The following is a 15,188-nucleotide window of genomic DNA, read 5'->3' as shown; positions in this document are numbered from 1 at the left end:
TCGACATCATGAGCGACACCCCGGACAGCGTCGTCCGTACGTACATCCGTACCCACCGCGCGGCATTTCCCGACGGCCTCGCCGACCGGCCGCGCATTCCGTCCGTATCGGCACAGCCCGACCACGACGCCGATGTACGGCGCGGCGCCGGCCGGCTCGTCGGGAAGCTCAAGGAGACCGGCTTCCCGGTCGCCGGGATCCGGAGGACCTCGCGCGGGCCCGCCGTCTTCGCCGAGTGGCCCTCCGCCGGCCCGGACACCCCCACCGCGCTGGTCCACGGTCATGACCGCATCCGGCGGGCCGCCCACGAGGACGGCCGGCACACGGACCTTGTCTCCGTACGGTCCGGCGGCCGGTACGCGGCGAGCGAGAAGGCCGGACCGGACCCGCTGCTCGAAGACGTGCTGCTCGAAGACGTGCTGCTCGAAGACCTGCTATTCGAAGACCTGCTCTTCGAAGACGTGCTGCTCAAAGATGGGGAAACGACGGCCCGCCTCGGGGGCGACCTTGCCACCGCGCCGCGCTGAGGGCGCCGCGCCCCGCACCGAGAGCGCCGCCGAAGACTTCACCACACACTCCGCTGATCAGAAACCCAATCCACCCGGGGGAGTTGGAAGTACCTGTGAGCACTATCAGCAGTGACGCCACCGCACGCCGACCCATCGGCCTGACCGCTCCGAGCGGTATCGACCGCGCGGCGCACCACCGGCTCGACGAGGCCTGGCTCGCGGCGGCGTGGAGCCATCCGACGACCAGGGTCTTCGTGGTGTCGGGCGGCCAGGTGCTGATCGACGACACCGCGGACGGCCGTACCGAACTGGTCATGATCCCGTCCTTCGAGGCGCCCGTCACCGAGGCCCACCGTTACTTCCTCGGTACGGACGCGGACGGTGTCCGCTATTTCGCGCTCCAGAAGGACTCACTCCCGGGCCGGATCGACCAGTCGGCGCGGGCCGCCGGGCTGCGCGAGGCCGGCATGCTGCTCTCCGCCCGTGACGCGGGCCTGATGGCGCACGCGGTGGCGCTGGAGAACTGGCAGCGGCTGCACCGCTTCTGCTCCCGCTGCGGCGAGCGCACCGTGATCGCGGCGGCCGGGCACATCCGCCGCTGCCAGGCCTGCGGGGCCGAGCACTACCCGCGGACCGACCCCGCCGTGATCATGTTGGTCACGGATGAGGAGGACCGCGCGCTTCTGGGGCGCCAGGTGCACTGGCCCGAGGGCCGTTTCTCCACGCTGGCGGGGTTCGTGGAGCCGGGCGAGTCGATCGAGCAGTCGGTGGTGCGTGAGGTCTTCGAGGAGGCGGGCGTCACGGTCGGCGAGGTCGAGTACATCGCCAGCCAGCCGTGGCCGTTCCCGTCGAGCCTGATGCTGGGCTTCATGGCGCGTGCCACCTCGTCGGAGATCACGGTGGATGGCGAGGAGATCGAGGAGGCGCGCTGGTTCTCCCGGGAGGATCTGCGGACCGCGATCGAGTCCGGCGAGATCCTCCCGCCGGCCGGAATCTCGATCGCCGCGCGTCTGGTGGAGCTGTGGTACGGCAAGCCCCTGCCGAAACTGGCCGGCTGAGCGCGACACGCGACAACGGACGACGGAGCCGTACGACGGCCGGACGTATGACGACGTCCGGACGTATGACGACGAAGCGCCGAACGACAGCGTGACGACCGAGCCCCCGCCGGAATCGCTCCGGCGGGGGCTCGGTCGGTGGGCCGCTCGCGGCGCTGCCGCGCGCGGTACGCGGTGCTCAGACGCCGATCTTCTGCTTGACCTGGGCCAGCGAGGGGTTCGTCAGCGTCGATCCGTCGGAGAACAGCACGGTCGGCACTGTCTGGTTGCCGCCGTTCGCCTTCTCGACGAAGGCCGCCGAGTCCGGGTCCTGCTCGATGTTGATCTCGGTGTACGCGATGCCTTCGCGGTCCATCTGGCCCTTGAGCCGACGGCAGTATCCGCACCATGTGGTGCTGTACATCGTCACAGTGCCCGGCATGTCTCTCGCGCTCCTCTGTCTCGGTCCCGCCGAATGCGTCGTCCGCAATCTGTCGAACGTACGCGGCCCGGCCGCCATTCCCGCACGGACGCGGTACCGGCTTCGACGCGGTACGGGCTCCGCCGGGCGGTGGGCAGCAGGCGGTGGGCGCCGGTCGTAGGACGGCGGTCGTAGGCGGCGGGCGGTGGGTGCGGCGGGTGTGTTCATACGACCAACGCGGCTCCCCTGTGGACAACCGCCGCGTCCGTCCCGGGGGACCTGGCAGCATGGCGGGGTGACAGCAGCAACGCACTCCCCACTCTTCCCGCGTGAATCCGAGGGCGGCCAGATCGTGGCCCCGCCGCGCGACGCCGACGCGGTGCTCGACGGGCTCGACCCCGAGCAGCGCGAGGTGGCGACGGCTCTGCACGGTCCGGTGTGTGTGCTGGCGGGGGCCGGCACGGGCAAGACGCGCGCCATCACCCACCGGATCGCCTATGGCGTGCGCGCGGGCATACTCCAGCCCGCCAGTGTGCTGGCCGTCACCTTCACCAACCGGGCGGCGGGGGAGATGCGCGGACGGCTGCGCCAGCTCGGCGCGGGCGGTGTCCAGGCGCGTACGTTCCACTCGGCGGCGCTGCGCCAGCTCCAGTTCTTCTGGCCCAAGGCGGTCGGCGGGGACCTGCCGAGACTGCTCGACCGCAAGGTCCAGCTCGTCGCCGAGTCCGCGGCCCGCTGCCGTATCCGGCTCGACCGCAATGAGCTGCGTGATGTCACCGGCGAGATCGAGTGGGCGAAGGTCACCCAGACCGTCCCGGCCGACTATCCCGCCGTGGTGGCCAAGTCCGTCCGCGAGGCCCCGCGCGACCCGGCCGAGATCGGCCAGATCTACGGGACGTACGAACAGCTCAAGCGCGAGCGCTCGGTGATCGACTTCGAGGACGTCCTGCTGCTCACGGTCGGCATCCTCCAGGACCGGCACGACATCGCCGACCAGATCCGCCGGCAGTACCAGCACTTCGTGGTCGACGAGTATCAGGACGTCAGCCCGCTCCAGCAGCGGCTGCTCGATCTCTGGCTGGGGGACCGGGAGAGCCTCTGCGTGGTGGGCGACGCCAGCCAGACGATCTACTCCTTCACCGGCGCCACCCCGGACCATCTGCTGAACTTCCGCACCCGCCACCCGGGCGCCACCGTGGTCAAGCTGGTCCGGGACTACCGCTCCACGCCCCAGGTCGTCCATCTCGCCAACGGCCTGCTGAACCAGGCACGCGGCCGGGCCGCCGAGCACCGGCTCGAACTGGTCTCGCAGCGCGATCCGGGCCCCGAACCGGTCTGCACGGAGTATGCGGACGAGCCCACCGAGGCCGAGGGCACCGCCCGCAGGATCCGCGATCTGATCGCCGCGGGCGTTCCGGCCGGCGAGATCGCCGTGCTGTACCGGATCAACGCCCAGTCGGAGGTCTATGAACAGGCCCTGGCCGATGCGGGGGTGCCCTATCAGCTCCGGGGCGCGGAGCGGTTCTTCGAGCGCCAGGAGGTGCGGGAGGCGGGCGCCGCGCTCCGGGGCGCGGCCCGCTTCGGGGGCAATGACTCCCTGCTCGACGATGTCGTCGAACTGCCCGCGCAGGTCCGGGCGGTGCTCTCCACCAAGGGCTGGACCACCGAACCTCCCGCGGGCTCGGGCGCGGTCCGTGACCGCTGGGAGTCCCTGGCCGCCCTGGTCCGTCTCGCCGAGGACTTCGTCCGGGCGAGGCCGGGGGCGACGCTCGCCGATCTCGTGGCCGAGCTGGACGAGCGCGCCGCCGCACAGCACGCGCCCACGGTGCAGGGCGTCACCCTCGCCTCGCTGCACGCGGCGAAGGGCCTGGAGTGGGACGCGGTCTTCCTGGTCGGCCTCGCCGAGGGCATGATGCCGATCACCTACGCCAAGACCGATGAGCAGATCGAGGAGGAGCGGCGCCTCCTGTATGTCGGGGTCACCCGGGCGCGGCTGCATCTCTGTCTTTCCTGGGCGCTCTCCCGCTCCCCGGGGGGCAGGGCCTCCCGTCGCCCCACCCGCTTTCTGAACGGGCTGCGTCCGGGCTCCACGGCTCCCGGGGCACGGAGCGCGGGGGCGGTCCCGGGCGGCGCCCCGGAGCACGGCGGCGCGGTCGGCCGACGCAAGCGCCGTGGCCCGGTGCTCTGCCGGGTCTGCGGCAAAACGCTCACCGACGCGGGCGAGATGAAGCTGATGCGCTGTGAGGACTGCCCGTCCGACATGGACGAGGCGCTCTACGAACGGCTGCGTGACTGGCGAGCCGACCAGGCACAGCGGCTGGGCCAGCCCGCGTATTGCGTGTTCACCGACAAGACGCTGATGGCGATCGCCGAGACGGTGCCGGGCGGCGACCGCGAGTTGGCCGCGATCGCCGGCGTCGGCGCCCGCAAGCTGGACCGCTTCGGAGCCGATGTACTCGCCATCTGCGCTGGTGAGGAGCGTGCGGGAGACGCCAGGGACGACTGATGCGAACTCGTCGAAAAAATAGTTTGCGCCCGCCCGGGGAATCCCCATAGGTTCTTAACCACGGGAACGGCGGGCTTCACCGAAGCCCTGTCCCCATGTTCTACTTATCCAAAGCAGTACTTGTCCGCTATACGTGCGACTGGCTCAGGCCGGTCCTTGAGACGCCGAGAGGAGGCGATTCCAGTGATCAGCATCAACCGCAGCAACTTTGTCAGCACCGACAAAATGACCGATCCCTCGGTCGTCTCCGCCTGCTCGCTCGGCTTCTCCGGTTCCGAACTCATTGGCAGTGGCCTGTCCGGCGTCTCCGCCGTCCGGCCCGTCTCCCTGTCGGGTCTTCCCGTCCGCGAGCGCAATGAGCGACCGACCAAGGCGCTGGAAGCAGCAGTAGCGAAGGCAGCGGCCAAGGCCTATGCCTTTGCGGCGACCGGTGCCGAAACGAAGCAGCAGACGCAGCACCACTTGATGTGGGCCTTCCGTGGGCTCGAACCCTGGAGTGATCCAGTCTGATCGAGGATCAGACCGGCGCCTTCAGGGCCGCGGAACCCCACCCGGGATCCGCGGCCCTTCTGTTTGTCCCGAACGGGAGAGACGGAACTGAAGGCGCCTCGGAACTAGCACTACTCGGTACCAGCCGACACCCGGCCAAACAGGCCGGACCGACCAGACGAGGAACGAAACCCGTGCAACTCGAAGCGCACGCCCCGTCCGTACCGCCTTCCGAAACGATCTCCCCGCCCGTCCCCACGGAGGACTCCACCTTGACTCCGCTCACCGCGCTCACCGCGCTCGACGACGCCATCGAGAGCCTCGGCGTACCCGTTCCCTGCCGTGCCTACGACCCGGAGGTCTTCTTCGCCGAGTCCCCGGCCGATGTCGAGTACGCCAAGGCACTCTGCCGCACCTGCCCGCTGATCGAGGCCTGCCTCGCCGGCGCCAAGGAGCGGCGTGAGCCGTGGGGCGTGTGGGGTGGCGAACTCTTCGTCCAGGGCGTGGTCGTGGCCCGCAAGCGGCCGCGTGGCCGTCCGCGCAAGAACCCGGTCACGGCATGAACGCCACCGGAACCATCGACCGTCCCTTCACGCACGATCCCCAGAAGCAGGCTCCGATGACCTCTTCCCTGAGCGAGCCGTCCGGCTCCGCGACCCCAGCAGTCACCACGATGGGCGCGAACGACTCGCGTCAGAACAGGACCCGCGAGATGCAACTCATCCCAGAAGCCATGGCACGCGCGCATATGAACGAGCGCCTGCGTGAAGCCGACGCGGAACGCCGGGCCGCGCGCCTGGTCGCCGCCCGGCGGATGCAGCGCCGTGCCGAGCGCGTATCGATGCGCGCCCGCCGCGCGCTGGCCATGGCCGTCATGCAGTAGGCAACCAGTCAGTCGGTGCGCGATCACTGTCACCGCGTGGGGGCCGGTCCCGAGGGACCGGCCCCCACGCCGCTTTCCCCGGCCGGAACCGGCCCGACAGGACCTGTTGCCGGGAGAGGCACTAGGTTCTGTCCGACCGGACAGGGCCTAGTTGTCCACCGGCTCCGTCTCGCCCTGCTGTTCCGGTATGAACGGATCCGCCACGAACCCGGGCAGCCAGGCCTCCAGTTCGTCCCTCAGCCTTACGGTCGCGCTGAGCTGGCAGAGCACACCGATGGTGCTCAGCGTGACGCGGTGTATCAGCAGATACGACGGCGGGAGATTCAACTGCTTGCCCAACTGATGGGCGGGGGAGCGCGGATCCGCTATCCGGGCGGCCTGATCGCGCATCCAGCTCCGGGTGAAGGTGAACTCGTCCACCGCCGCCGGCTCGATGATCGGATGCAGATAGTCCAGCACCGCGTCCGGGTCGAGATCGATGGACTCCTTGACGAACCCTTCCTCACGCAGCAGGTCGTACACCGCCTCGGCGTCGCTCTCCAGCGTCAGCCGCAGGGCCTCACCGATGGTGCCGGGAAGTCCGCCCGGCAGCCGGTCCACCGTGCCGAAGTCCAGCACCCCGAGCCGCAGTTCACCGTCTTCGCCGTCCTCGCCGGAGTCCGCCGGGGGAAGCAGCCGGAAGTTGCCCGGATGCGGATCGGCGTGCAGCAGACCCGTGCGCGCCGGGCCGGAGAAGAGGAATCTGGCCAGGAGCTGCCCCGCCCGGTCGCGCTGCTCGGGCGTCCCGTCGGAGATCACCTCCGACAGCGGTATCCCGTCGATCCACTCCGTCACCAGCACCTGGTCGCCCTGGTGCACCACGTCGGGCACCACCACATCGGGGTCGTCCGCGAACTCCGCCGCGTGCTCACGCTGTGACTCGGCCTCCAGCGCGTAGTCCAGTTCCTCCGAGACCCGGTCGCGCAATTCGGTGATCAGCGGCTTGATGTCCATCCCCGGGATCAGCGGCCCCAGCAGTCGGGCGAACCGGCTGAGCTGCGCCAGATCGGAGAGCAGCGCCTCACCGGCCCCCGGATACTGCACCTTGACCGCGACCTGGCGCCCGTCGTGCCACACCGCCCGGTGCACCTGGCCGATCGACGCGGCGGCCGAGGGCTTGTCCTCGAACTCCAGGAACAGCTCCCGCCACTCCTCGCCGAGCCGCTCCGCCAGCACCGCGTGGACCGTACGGACGGGCATGGGCGGCGCCGCCTCCTGGAGCTTGGTGAGCGCCGCCCGGTAGGGCCCGGCGATCTCCTCGGGCAGCGCCGACTCGAAGACGGACAGAGCCTGCCCGAACTTCATGGCACCGCCCTTCAGCTCGCCGAGCACCTTGAAGAGCTGGTCCGCCGTGCGCTGCTGCAACTCCCGGGCGACGATCTCCGCGGACTTCCCGCCGATCCGCTTGCCGAGGCCCCAGGTGGCCCGGCCGGCGAAGCCCAGCGGCAGCGTGGCCAGCTTCGCGGTCCGGGTGACCGCCTTCCGGGGAAGATCAGACATGAAGCCCCTCCAAGTCCCAGACAGCCGAGCCGCCTGTGGCGGATACCCCGCCATTGTGTCGTGCGACGCCCCCGTCTCCGCCAGGCGCACCCTTCTGCGGCCTGTCGGCCGCCCCGCAGCGGCAGTCCGGATGCGGCTCGGTCCGCTCCGATCGCCAGTCCAGCAGTGGAAGCGACGCCTCCCATCGTGCACCCGCGCTGGCGGGGAGCTCACCGTCCAGAAAAGACAGCGCGTGAGCCGCCGCCAGCCCCGCCACCGTGGTGGCCAGCCCCAGATCACAGGCCGGCACGGCGGCCGCCCCGCGCCCCGAGCGCCACTGTGCCAGCATCCGGGGCCACCCCGGATCGCGGTCGGCCCGCGTCCGCGCCACACACCCCGCGCAGGCCGTGCCACCGGGCAGCACCAGCGGTCCGACCACGCCTGTGGCCTCGATCACCCCCGTATAGAGATGGGGAGTGCCTGTGGCGATCCAGGGCTCGGCCGCCGTCTGGTCGGGGGCATAGGCGGCGAGTCCGTCCCGAGGGGCGACGATCACCAGGGAGAGGCCCGGCTCCGCCTCCGCGCGGGACGCCCCGCGCTCCGTCGCACCCGGCGCCCGGCCGGGCGCGGACCGCCGGACCAACTGCCGAGCCGCCGTGTCCCTGCGCTCTCCCACACAGTGGGCGGGCAGCCCGGCGGGTGACACGTCCCACTCCTGCGTGAACCCGCCGTCGAGCACATCGACCCGCCCCACCCCGGAGGCGGCGAGCACCGCCGCGACAGCCGCCCCCACCCGCCCCGCGCCCCGCACCTGGACCCGCATGGCCCGCCGCGCCGCCAGCCGCCGTGCCCCCGCGCCCGGCTCCCGGTGCAGCACGGAAAGGGACGCGAGATCCGACCGCACCCGGTCGAAGGCGGCCGTCCGCTTCCGTAAGTCCTCGGACGCCCTTCCTCCCGCGTCCGGATCGTCGAGCACCCCCGCCGTGGTCAGCCGCTTCACCAGCGAATCGGCCAGCCCGTCGGGCAGCCCCATCGCCCGTGCCTCCTCCCGCAGCAGCGGCAGTCCGCGAGTCCCGTCGAGCAGCTCCAGAAAGCTGCCCGTGGCCGTATCGACAGGACCCACCAGCACCGCGTGTGCGGGTGTGACCCCGAACTGCACGGTCTGCCGCTCCCGCCACGCACGCCGCAGCGCGGGTTTCACCATCGGATGCATATCGGTCTCCCCCTCGATTTCCGCACGATGGACTTCTTCGGATCGCTTGTTCCGATCCGGTTCTCAGAATGCAAGGCGGCGCGCGGCGGTGCCGAAAGTTATCCACAGCCGAGGGCATTAATCGTTCAAATTACGGGGACCGAAAAGTGGATCAAGATCGAACTGTCCCGGAGGCGGGACTTCCCCCACACGCAGCGGGTAACGTCGGGGCGTGTCCGCCGATTCTTCCCCTCGCCTCGCTGGGGAGCCCGCCCGCCGCCCGCCGCGCGGCTCGGGGACGAGCGCCGTAGAGGTCCGCAGGAGCGCCCGCCGCAGCAGAACCGTCTCGGCGTACCGCGAGGGCGACCGGACCATCGTGCTCATCCCCGCCCGGATGTCGGAGGCGGAGGAGCGCCGCTGGGTCACGGTGATGCTCGACAAACTCGCCGCACAGGAGAGCAAACGCGTCCTCGGCGACAGCGAGCTGACCGAGCGGGCGGAGCGGCTGTCCGCCCTGTACTTCAACGGCAGTGCCAGGCCGGCCTCCGTGCGCTGGGTGACCAACCAGAACACCCGCTGGGGCTCCTGCACCCCGGCGGAAGGCAGCATCCGGCTGTCGCACCGGCTGCAGGGCATGCCGGAGTACGTCGTCGACTATGTCCTCGTCCACGAGCTGGCCCATCTCCTCGTACCGGGCCACGGGCCACGGTTCTGGCGGCTGCTGGAGGCCTATCCGCGTACCGAGCGCGCCCGCGGCTATCTCGAAGGAGTCGTCGCCGCCGACCGGCTGCCCTATCTGCCCGTCGCGCGTGGTGACGGGGACGACGGAGCGCCGGACGGGGAGCCGGGCGAGGAATGAAACGCTCCCTACGCGCGGGATGATCTCCGCCCGCCGCTCGCGACAGGGAAAACGGCGCTGACGTGTGCCGAGTCCGTTGATCGTGTACCGAGTCTGTACCGGCTTGGCTCAATGTCGGACATAGCCGTTAGCCTGGCGCGACGCAGTCACATTCGGGATGGGGGACGGTCGTTACGCATGGCCAGGGAATTCCAGCGCGGCCACAAGGCCAGGATCAGTGATCTCACGCCGGGGACGGATCTGTACGTAGGTGTGCAGATCGCCGCTCCCGGGCTGACCTTCGACATCAGCTGTTTCGGCCTCGACGCCAATGAACAGCTTTCGGACGACCGTTACTTCATCTTCTTCAACCAGCCCAAGTCACCTGAGGAATCCATTCAGTTGCTGGGCGCCCAGGCCGGGGACACCGAGTCCTTCAGGGTGACGCTGGAGCGTATCCCGGCACAGATCCACAAGCTCTCGTTCACCGCCACCATCGACGGCGCGGGCCAGATGTCCCAGGTCGGCCCCGGATATATCCGGGTGGTCGCGGGCGGCGAGGAAGTCGTCCGGTACGCCTTCGACGGCTCGGAGTTCACCACCGAGCGCGCCGTCATGCTCGGCGACTTCTATCTCAAGGACGTATGGCGGTTCGCCGCCGTCGGCCAGGGTTTCGACGGCGGGCTCGACGCGCTCCTGAAGAACTTCGGCGGCGAGGTCGCCGAGGAGGAGCCGGCGCCGCCGCAGCCGCCGGCCGGTGGTCAGGTGCCGGGCTTCGCGCCGCCCGCGCAGAGCGCGCCCCCGCCGGCCCCGGCGTTCGGTGCCCCGGTCGCCCCACCCGCCCCGCAGGCGCCTCAGATCCCGCAGGCACCTCAGGCTCCACAGCCCGCGCCCTCGTTCGGTGCTCCGGCCGGGCCTCCGGTCCCTGCCCCTGCCCCCGCGCCTCAGCCGATGCACGGGGCGCCGACCATCGTCGCGCCCATGACCCCGCCCGGCGGCACCGTACCCCCGCCGCCCGCGCCCGCCCCGTACGGACAGCCGCCCCAGCAGCCGCAGTTCGGCCAGGTCCCGGCGCAGACCGCCGGCCGGATTCCCGGTCAGGCACCGCCGCCGCCCGCACCGGCCCCGTACGGACAGCCCGCACCGGCTCCCTACGGACAGCCCGCGCCTTACGGCCAGCAGCCGCCAGGGCAGCCCCTGGGCGGCGCCCCCCAGGGTGTGCCCCAAGGCGTGCCACCCGGCGGGGCCGGTCTCCAGGCCGCCCTTCAGCCGTACAAGGAACTGCCCACGGGCCAGCGCTGGACCCCGCAGAACGGGCAGCTCATGCGGGTCGACCTCGGTATGGGCGGCACTCCGGTCCTCGCCCGCCAGGGCAGCATGGTGATGTACCAGGGCAAGGTCGACTTCAGCTACAAGGGCGCCGGTTTCGCCGGCCGTATCGTCGGCAACGCCACCGGCCAGGAGATGCAGCTCATGCGCTGCACCGGCCGCGGCCAGGTGTTCCTCGCCGAAGAGGGCGCGCATCTGCACCCCGTGGAGCTTCAGGGCGACGGCATCTGCGTCTCGGCGGAGAACGTCCTCGCCTTCGACGAGTCCCTCCAGTACGAGATCCGCCGTATCGAGGGCCACGGCATCCCCGGCGGCGCCCTGTTCACCATGCTCTTCCAGGGCACGGGCACCGTCGTCGTGAAGACCCACGGCACCCCGGTGGTCCTGCCCGTCACGCCCACGACCTTCGCCGACTGCAATGCCGTCGTCGCCTGGTCGGCCGCGTCCCAGGTGATCATCTCCAGCCAGGTCAGGCTGCGCCGCAACGCGTATCCGGGCCACAGCGGGGAGACCGTGAACCTCCAGTTCCGGGGCGCCCCCGGCAACTTCATCGTCGTCCAGCCGTACGAGGTCTGAGGGAGCCCGGACCATGAACCAACAGCTCGCGGGCTACGCCCCCACCCCCATCGCGGCCCGGATGGAGAACCACGGCCGTGCCATGCTCAAGGTCGCCATGGCCTCGGGGCACGACCTCTTCGCGCGGACCGGCTCGATGATCGCCTACGAAGGCTTCATCCAGTACGAGCCGAACCCGCCCGCGATCCGCCAGATCGCCTCGCAGTGGGTCACCGGCGAGGGCACGCCCCTCATGAAGTGCTCCGGCGACGGTCTGCTCTATCTCGCCGACTATGGCGCGGATGTCGTGGTCATCAACCTCGACAACGACGCCATCTCGGTCAACGGCACCAATCTGCTGGCCTTCGACGCCCATCTCCAGTGGGGCGTCGAGCGGGTGAAGGGCCTGGCCAAGTTCGCCGGCCAGGGGCTGTGGAACGTACAGATCTCCGGGACCGGCTGGGTCGCCCTGACCTCGCGCGGCACCCCGATCGTCGTCGACTGCGGCCGTGGCGAGGACGAGACCTATGTCGACCCGGACGCCCTTGTCGCCTGGTCCCCCGCCCTCAAGGTGAAGGGCAAGCGCAGTCTGAAGGCCTCCGCGCTGATCGGGCGGGGCAGCGGAGAGGCCTTCCAGATGGCCTTCTCCGGCCAGGGCATCGTCGTCGTACAGCCCAGCGAGGACAGCACCGACCGTCTGCGGATCCAGGGCTGAGAGGAGCGAGAACACACCATGCAGAGTCCGCTTTTCGCCTATACGGAACAGCAGTCCCAGGAGCGGTACGCGGTGCAGAACCCGCAGCTCCTGCGGGTGGCGCTCACCGGCCAGGACGATGTCCTCGCCCGCAAGGGCGCGATGGTCGCCTACCAGGGGCTGATCGACTTCGACGGTGAGTACCAGTCGCAGAACCAGCGGCGGGCCCGCGCCCGCACCGGTGAGGGCCTCGACCTGATGCGCTGCTCCGGACAGGGCACGGTCTATCTGGCCAATCTCGCCCAGTACATCCATGTGGTGGAGGTCGAGCAGGAGGGGATGACGGTCGACAGCGCCTATGTGCTGGCGCTCGACTCCTCGCTGCACACCGAGGTCATCGCGGTGGACAGCCAGTACGGCATCTCCGGTTCCGGCAAGTACCAGCTCAATGTCTCCGGCCGGGGCAAGGTCGCCCTGATGACCTCGGGCCAGCCGCTGATGCTCCAGATCACACCCGAGAAGTACGTCAACGCCGACGCGGACGCGATCGTCGCCTGGTCCTCCTCACTACGGGTGCAGATGCAGGCCCAGACGCACTCCTCAGGGGTGCGGAGGCGGCGCGGCAACACCGGCGAGGGCTGGGAGCTGAGCTTTCTCGGGCAGGGCTTCGCGCTCGTACAGCCCAGTGAGGTCATGCCGCCGCAGAACGCGCAGCTCGGACAGGGGCTGGCCGCGCAGTTCGGCGTGGGCCAGCAGGGAGCGCACGGACAGAACCAGAACAACGCCTGGAGCAGGTGATCGCGCTCCGGTGTGAGCGGATGGGGGCGGCCTCCAGGGAAGCCGCCCCCATCCGCTCACACCGGTCCGTTTCAGCCGGACGGGGCGTCCAGCCCTCGCGTTGTCGTCAGGTCCGGGTCGGGCGGGGCTCAGGGCGTGTTTCGGCCGTCCAGCGCGGCGCGGGTGCGCTCCACCAGCCGTACGACCGAGCCGTCGGCCACCCGCGCCGCCTCCTCGTAGGAGAACCAGCGAAGATCCAGTGACTCCTCGCTGATCCGCTCGATGGCCCCGGCCGGAGCCAGCGCCGCGTACTGGACATCGAGATGCCAGTGGCACGGGGCCGGGATGGCATGCCGGTCGAGCTGGACGGGGCCGCCCGCCAGTGGTCGCAGACCGAGGATCCCGGACTCCTCCAGGGCCTCCCGCAGCGCGGCACCCTCCAGGGTGTCGTCATCGGGCTCGCAGTGACCGCCCATCTGGAGCCACATACCGAGCTTCTTGTGCAGGGTCAGCAGCACCCGGCCCCGCTCCGGATCGATCACCAGCGCGCTGGCCGTGAGATGCCCCGCCGCGCAGGACTTCCACATCGCGTCCGGATGGGCGGACAGATGATCCAGATAGAGCCCGCGCAGCTCGTCCTGGCCCTCGTACTCGCCTTCGTAGCCCTTCAGTACGAGGACGGCGTCGTCGTGCAGGCTCACTTGTCGGTGTCGTCCTTGTCGTCCCCGTCGTCCTTCTTGAGATTCGGCCTGGCGTCCGGGCCGTCCGGGGTGTCCGAGCCGTCCGCCGCCTCGCCGAGCATTCTGTCCAGCTCGGAGAAGTCCAACTGCTCGTGGTGGACGAAGCCGTCCGGGTCGTCGAGATCGGAGGCCGTCGGCAGCATGTCGGGGTGCTCCCACAGCCGGTCCCGGCCGTCGGCCCCGCGCGCGTCCGTGAGCGACGCCCACAGCCGCGCGGCGTCGCGCAGCCGGCGCGGACGGAGCTGAAGGCCGATGAGCGTGGCGAAGGTCTGCTCGGCGGGACCGCCGGAGGCCCGGCGCCTGCGCAGCGTCTCGCGCAGCGCGTCCGCTCCCGTGAGCCTTGTCTTCGCCGCCTCGTGGACCACCGCGTCCACCCAGCCCTCGACCAGCGCGAGCGCCGTTTCGAGCCGGGCCAGCGCGGCCTTCTGCTCGGGGGTGTCCTCGGGCTGGAACATGCCCTGCTGGAGCGCTTCCTGAAGCTCCTCGGGGTGGGTGGGGTCGAACTGGCCGACCACGTCCTCCAGCTTGGTGGTGTCGACCTTGATCCCCCGGGCATAGCCCTCGACCGCGCCGAACATATGCGACCGCAGCCAGGGGACATGGGCGAAGAGCCGCTGGTGGGCGGCCTCGCGCAGGGCCAGATAGAGCCGGATCTCGTCCTTGGGCACGCCGAGGTCCTTGCTGAACGCCTCGATGTTCAGCGGCAGGAGCGCGGCCTTGCCGGCCGGGCCCAGCGGCAGCCCGATGTCCGTGGAACCGACCACCTCACCCGCCAGCACACCCACGGCCTGCCCGATCTGCTGGCCGAACATGGCGCCGCCCATGGAGCGCATCATCCCGATCAGCGGGCCCGCCACGGACTGCATCTCCTCGGGCAGCACCTCGCCCATGGCCGTGCCCACGCGCTCCGCCACCGGGTCGACGAGCTGCTGCCACGCGGGCAGAGTCGCCTCCACCCACTCGGCGCGGCTCCACGCCACCGATGTGCTCGCGCCGGACGGCAGGGACGTCACGCCGTCCAGCCACAGATCGGCCAGCCGCACCGCCTCGTCGACCGCGGCGCGCTCCGAGGGGCCGACGCTGGTGTCCTTGGTGCCGTCGGGGGTGCCCTGCGCCACCGTCTGGCGGGCGATCTGCTTGGCCATGTCCCAGTTGACGGGACCGCCCTCATAGCTGAGCATCTGGCCGAGCTGCTGGAAGGCCGCGCCCAGATCGCTGGGGTTCAGCGAACCGAACATCGCGGCGAACGGATTGTCCGCACCGCCCGCGCCGCCCGGCAGCCCGAACCCGAAGTTACCGAAGGGATTGCCGGGACCGCCCTGGCCACCGGCACCCTGACCACCTCCGGCAGGGTCCTTCTTCTTGCCGTCGCCGTCCTCCGGCTCCTCCGGCGGAAGGCCGAATCCGAATGGGGTGTCACTCACGGGGTTCCTCGGCTCGTAGGGCCGCCGGCTTCTGCCGACGGCGGCTGCCCGACTACACCACCCAGCCTAAGCGGCACCGGGTGGACAAGGGCGGTGCCGCGTGCCGTCGGCCGGGCCCGGCCGTACGACCCGGACTCCGCCTTCGGCCTGCTCGGTCCGCCGCCTTCGGCGGCCTCGCACGGCTGCGACACCCGGGCGGCTTCCGGGCTCAGTGCTCCGCCGGCCTGTGGCCTGCGGCAGGATGGACGTCACCTGGTACGTACGCGTCATTCACGT

The 15,188-nt window shown here is 70.6% G+C and carries 13 protein-coding genes and 2 pseudogenes; 10 read left to right on the top strand and 5 right to left on the bottom strand.

What is annotated here, in order from left to right:
* Window positions 1-8: 8 nt before the first annotated feature.
* Both OG214_RS13435 and nudC read left to right on the top strand, forming a co-directional pair.
* Window positions 9-374: pseudogene (locus OG214_RS13435) on the top strand (peptidase M20); the annotation flags it as partial.
* Between the two features lie 248 nt (window positions 375-622).
* The gene (gene nudC / locus OG214_RS13430) at window positions 623-1,567 is read left to right on the top strand and encodes an NAD(+) diphosphatase (RefSeq protein ID WP_405984865.1); all 945 of its coding nucleotides are present in this window, start codon (window positions 623-625) and stop codon (window positions 1,565-1,567) included.
* A 178-nt stretch (window positions 1,568-1,745) separates the two neighbouring features.
* Here the strand turns inward: nudC and OG214_RS13425 are convergent, their stop codons facing one another.
* Window positions 1,746-1,988: a mycoredoxin gene (locus OG214_RS13425; protein ID WP_363085755.1), complete on the bottom strand. Its 243-nt coding sequence runs from the start codon at window positions 1,986-1,988 to the stop codon at window positions 1,746-1,748.
* A 274-nt stretch (window positions 1,989-2,262) separates the two neighbouring features.
* Here OG214_RS13425 and OG214_RS13420 point away from each other — a divergent pair, with 274 nt between their 5' ends.
* The 4 genes from OG214_RS13420 to OG214_RS13405 all read left to right on the top strand — a co-directional run bounded on the left by OG214_RS13420 (window position 2,263) and on the right by OG214_RS13405 (window position 5,845).
* Window positions 2,263-4,473 carry an ATP-dependent DNA helicase UvrD2 gene (locus tag OG214_RS13420; protein ID WP_405984864.1) on the top strand — a complete coding sequence of 737 codons (2,211 nt, stop codon included), beginning with the start codon at window positions 2,263-2,265 and terminating at the stop codon, window positions 4,471-4,473.
* A 183-nt stretch (window positions 4,474-4,656) separates the two neighbouring features.
* Complete coding sequence (locus tag OG214_RS13415) at window positions 4,657-4,983, top strand: hypothetical protein (protein ID WP_405984863.1); 327 nt, start codon at window positions 4,657-4,659, stop codon at window positions 4,981-4,983.
* A gap of 173 nt (window positions 4,984-5,156) precedes the next feature.
* Entirely contained in the window at window positions 5,157-5,525 is a 369-nt protein-coding gene (locus tag OG214_RS13410) for a WhiB family transcriptional regulator (RefSeq protein WP_363085752.1), read from the top strand.
* Window positions 5,522-5,845 carry a hypothetical protein gene (locus tag OG214_RS13405; protein WP_363085751.1) on the top strand — a complete coding sequence of 108 codons (324 nt, stop codon included), beginning with the start codon at window positions 5,522-5,524 and terminating at the stop codon, window positions 5,843-5,845. The genes OG214_RS13410 and OG214_RS13405 overlap by 4 nt, the downstream gene beginning before the upstream one ends.
* Before the next feature lie 147 nt (window positions 5,846-5,992).
* On the opposite strand, the gene OG214_RS13400 is transcribed toward OG214_RS13405, so the two are convergent.
* Both OG214_RS13400 and OG214_RS13395 read right to left on the bottom strand, forming a co-directional pair.
* Complete coding sequence (locus tag OG214_RS13400) at window positions 5,993-7,384, bottom strand: ABC1 kinase family protein (protein ID WP_405987492.1); 1,392 nt, start codon at window positions 7,382-7,384, stop codon at window positions 5,993-5,995.
* A 45-nt stretch (window positions 7,385-7,429) separates the two neighbouring features.
* Window positions 7,430-8,576, bottom strand: a pseudogene (locus OG214_RS13395) (ThiF family adenylyltransferase); the annotation flags it as partial.
* A 211-nt stretch (window positions 8,577-8,787) separates the two neighbouring features.
* On the opposite strand from OG214_RS13395, the gene OG214_RS13390 reads away from it, so the two are divergent.
* The 4 genes from OG214_RS13390 to OG214_RS13375 all read left to right on the top strand — a co-directional run bounded on the left by OG214_RS13390 (window position 8,788) and on the right by OG214_RS13375 (window position 12,769).
* Window positions 8,788-9,414 carry a M48 family metallopeptidase gene (locus tag OG214_RS13390; protein WP_405984862.1) on the top strand — a complete coding sequence of 209 codons (627 nt, stop codon included), beginning with the start codon at window positions 8,788-8,790 and terminating at the stop codon, window positions 9,412-9,414.
* 177 nt (window positions 9,415-9,591) lie between these two features.
* Complete coding sequence (locus OG214_RS13385; protein WP_405984861.1) at window positions 9,592-11,298, top strand: TerD family protein; 1,707 nt, start codon at window positions 9,592-9,594, stop codon at window positions 11,296-11,298.
* A gap of 13 nt (window positions 11,299-11,311) precedes the next feature.
* Entirely contained in the window at window positions 11,312-11,992 is a 681-nt protein-coding gene (locus OG214_RS13380) for an AIM24 family protein (protein WP_363083790.1), read from the top strand.
* 18 nt (window positions 11,993-12,010) lie between these two features.
* Complete coding sequence (locus OG214_RS13375; protein WP_363083789.1) at window positions 12,011-12,769, top strand: AIM24 family protein; 759 nt, start codon at window positions 12,011-12,013, stop codon at window positions 12,767-12,769.
* 128 nt (window positions 12,770-12,897) lie between these two features.
* Here OG214_RS13375 and OG214_RS13370 read toward each other — a convergent pair whose 3' ends face one another.
* A complete protein-coding gene (locus OG214_RS13370; RefSeq protein ID WP_405984860.1) occupies window positions 12,898-13,449 on the bottom strand; it encodes an NUDIX hydrolase in 552 nt (183 codons plus the stop codon).
* Complete coding sequence (locus tag OG214_RS13365; RefSeq protein ID WP_363083787.1) at window positions 13,446-14,912, bottom strand: zinc-dependent metalloprotease; 1,467 nt, start codon at window positions 14,910-14,912, stop codon at window positions 13,446-13,448. Before OG214_RS13365 ends, OG214_RS13370 begins: the two co-directional genes overlap by 4 nt.
* Window positions 14,913-15,188 lie beyond the last annotated feature (276 nt).

It is taken from the genome of Streptomyces sp. NBC_00872, assembly GCF_045161915.1.
Classification (GTDB): Bacteria; Actinomycetota; Actinomycetes; order Streptomycetales; family Streptomycetaceae; genus Streptomyces.
This window is presented reverse-complemented; position numbering and strand designations above follow the sequence as displayed.

What these genes read in the sequence shown, in the direction of transcription:
- OG214_RS13385 (WP_405984861.1), top strand. Translation starts at nt 9,592, where the DNA reads ATGGCCAGGGAATTCCAGCGCGGCCACAAGGCCAGGATCAGTGATCTC.
- OG214_RS13405 (WP_363085751.1), top strand. Translation starts at nt 5,522, where the DNA reads ATGAACGCCACCGGAACCATCGACCGTCCCTTCACGCACGATCCCCAG.
- OG214_RS13400 (WP_405987492.1), bottom strand. Translation starts at nt 7,384, where the DNA reads ATGTCTGATCTTCCCCGGAAGGCGGTCACCCGGACCGCGAAGCTGGCC.
- OG214_RS13380 (WP_363083790.1), top strand. Translation starts at nt 11,312, where the DNA reads ATGAACCAACAGCTCGCGGGCTACGCCCCCACCCCCATCGCGGCCCGG.
- OG214_RS13375 (WP_363083789.1), top strand. Translation starts at nt 12,011, where the DNA reads ATGCAGAGTCCGCTTTTCGCCTATACGGAACAGCAGTCCCAGGAGCGG.
- OG214_RS13425 (WP_363085755.1), bottom strand. Translation starts at nt 1,988, where the DNA reads ATGCCGGGCACTGTGACGATGTACAGCACCACATGGTGCGGATACTGC.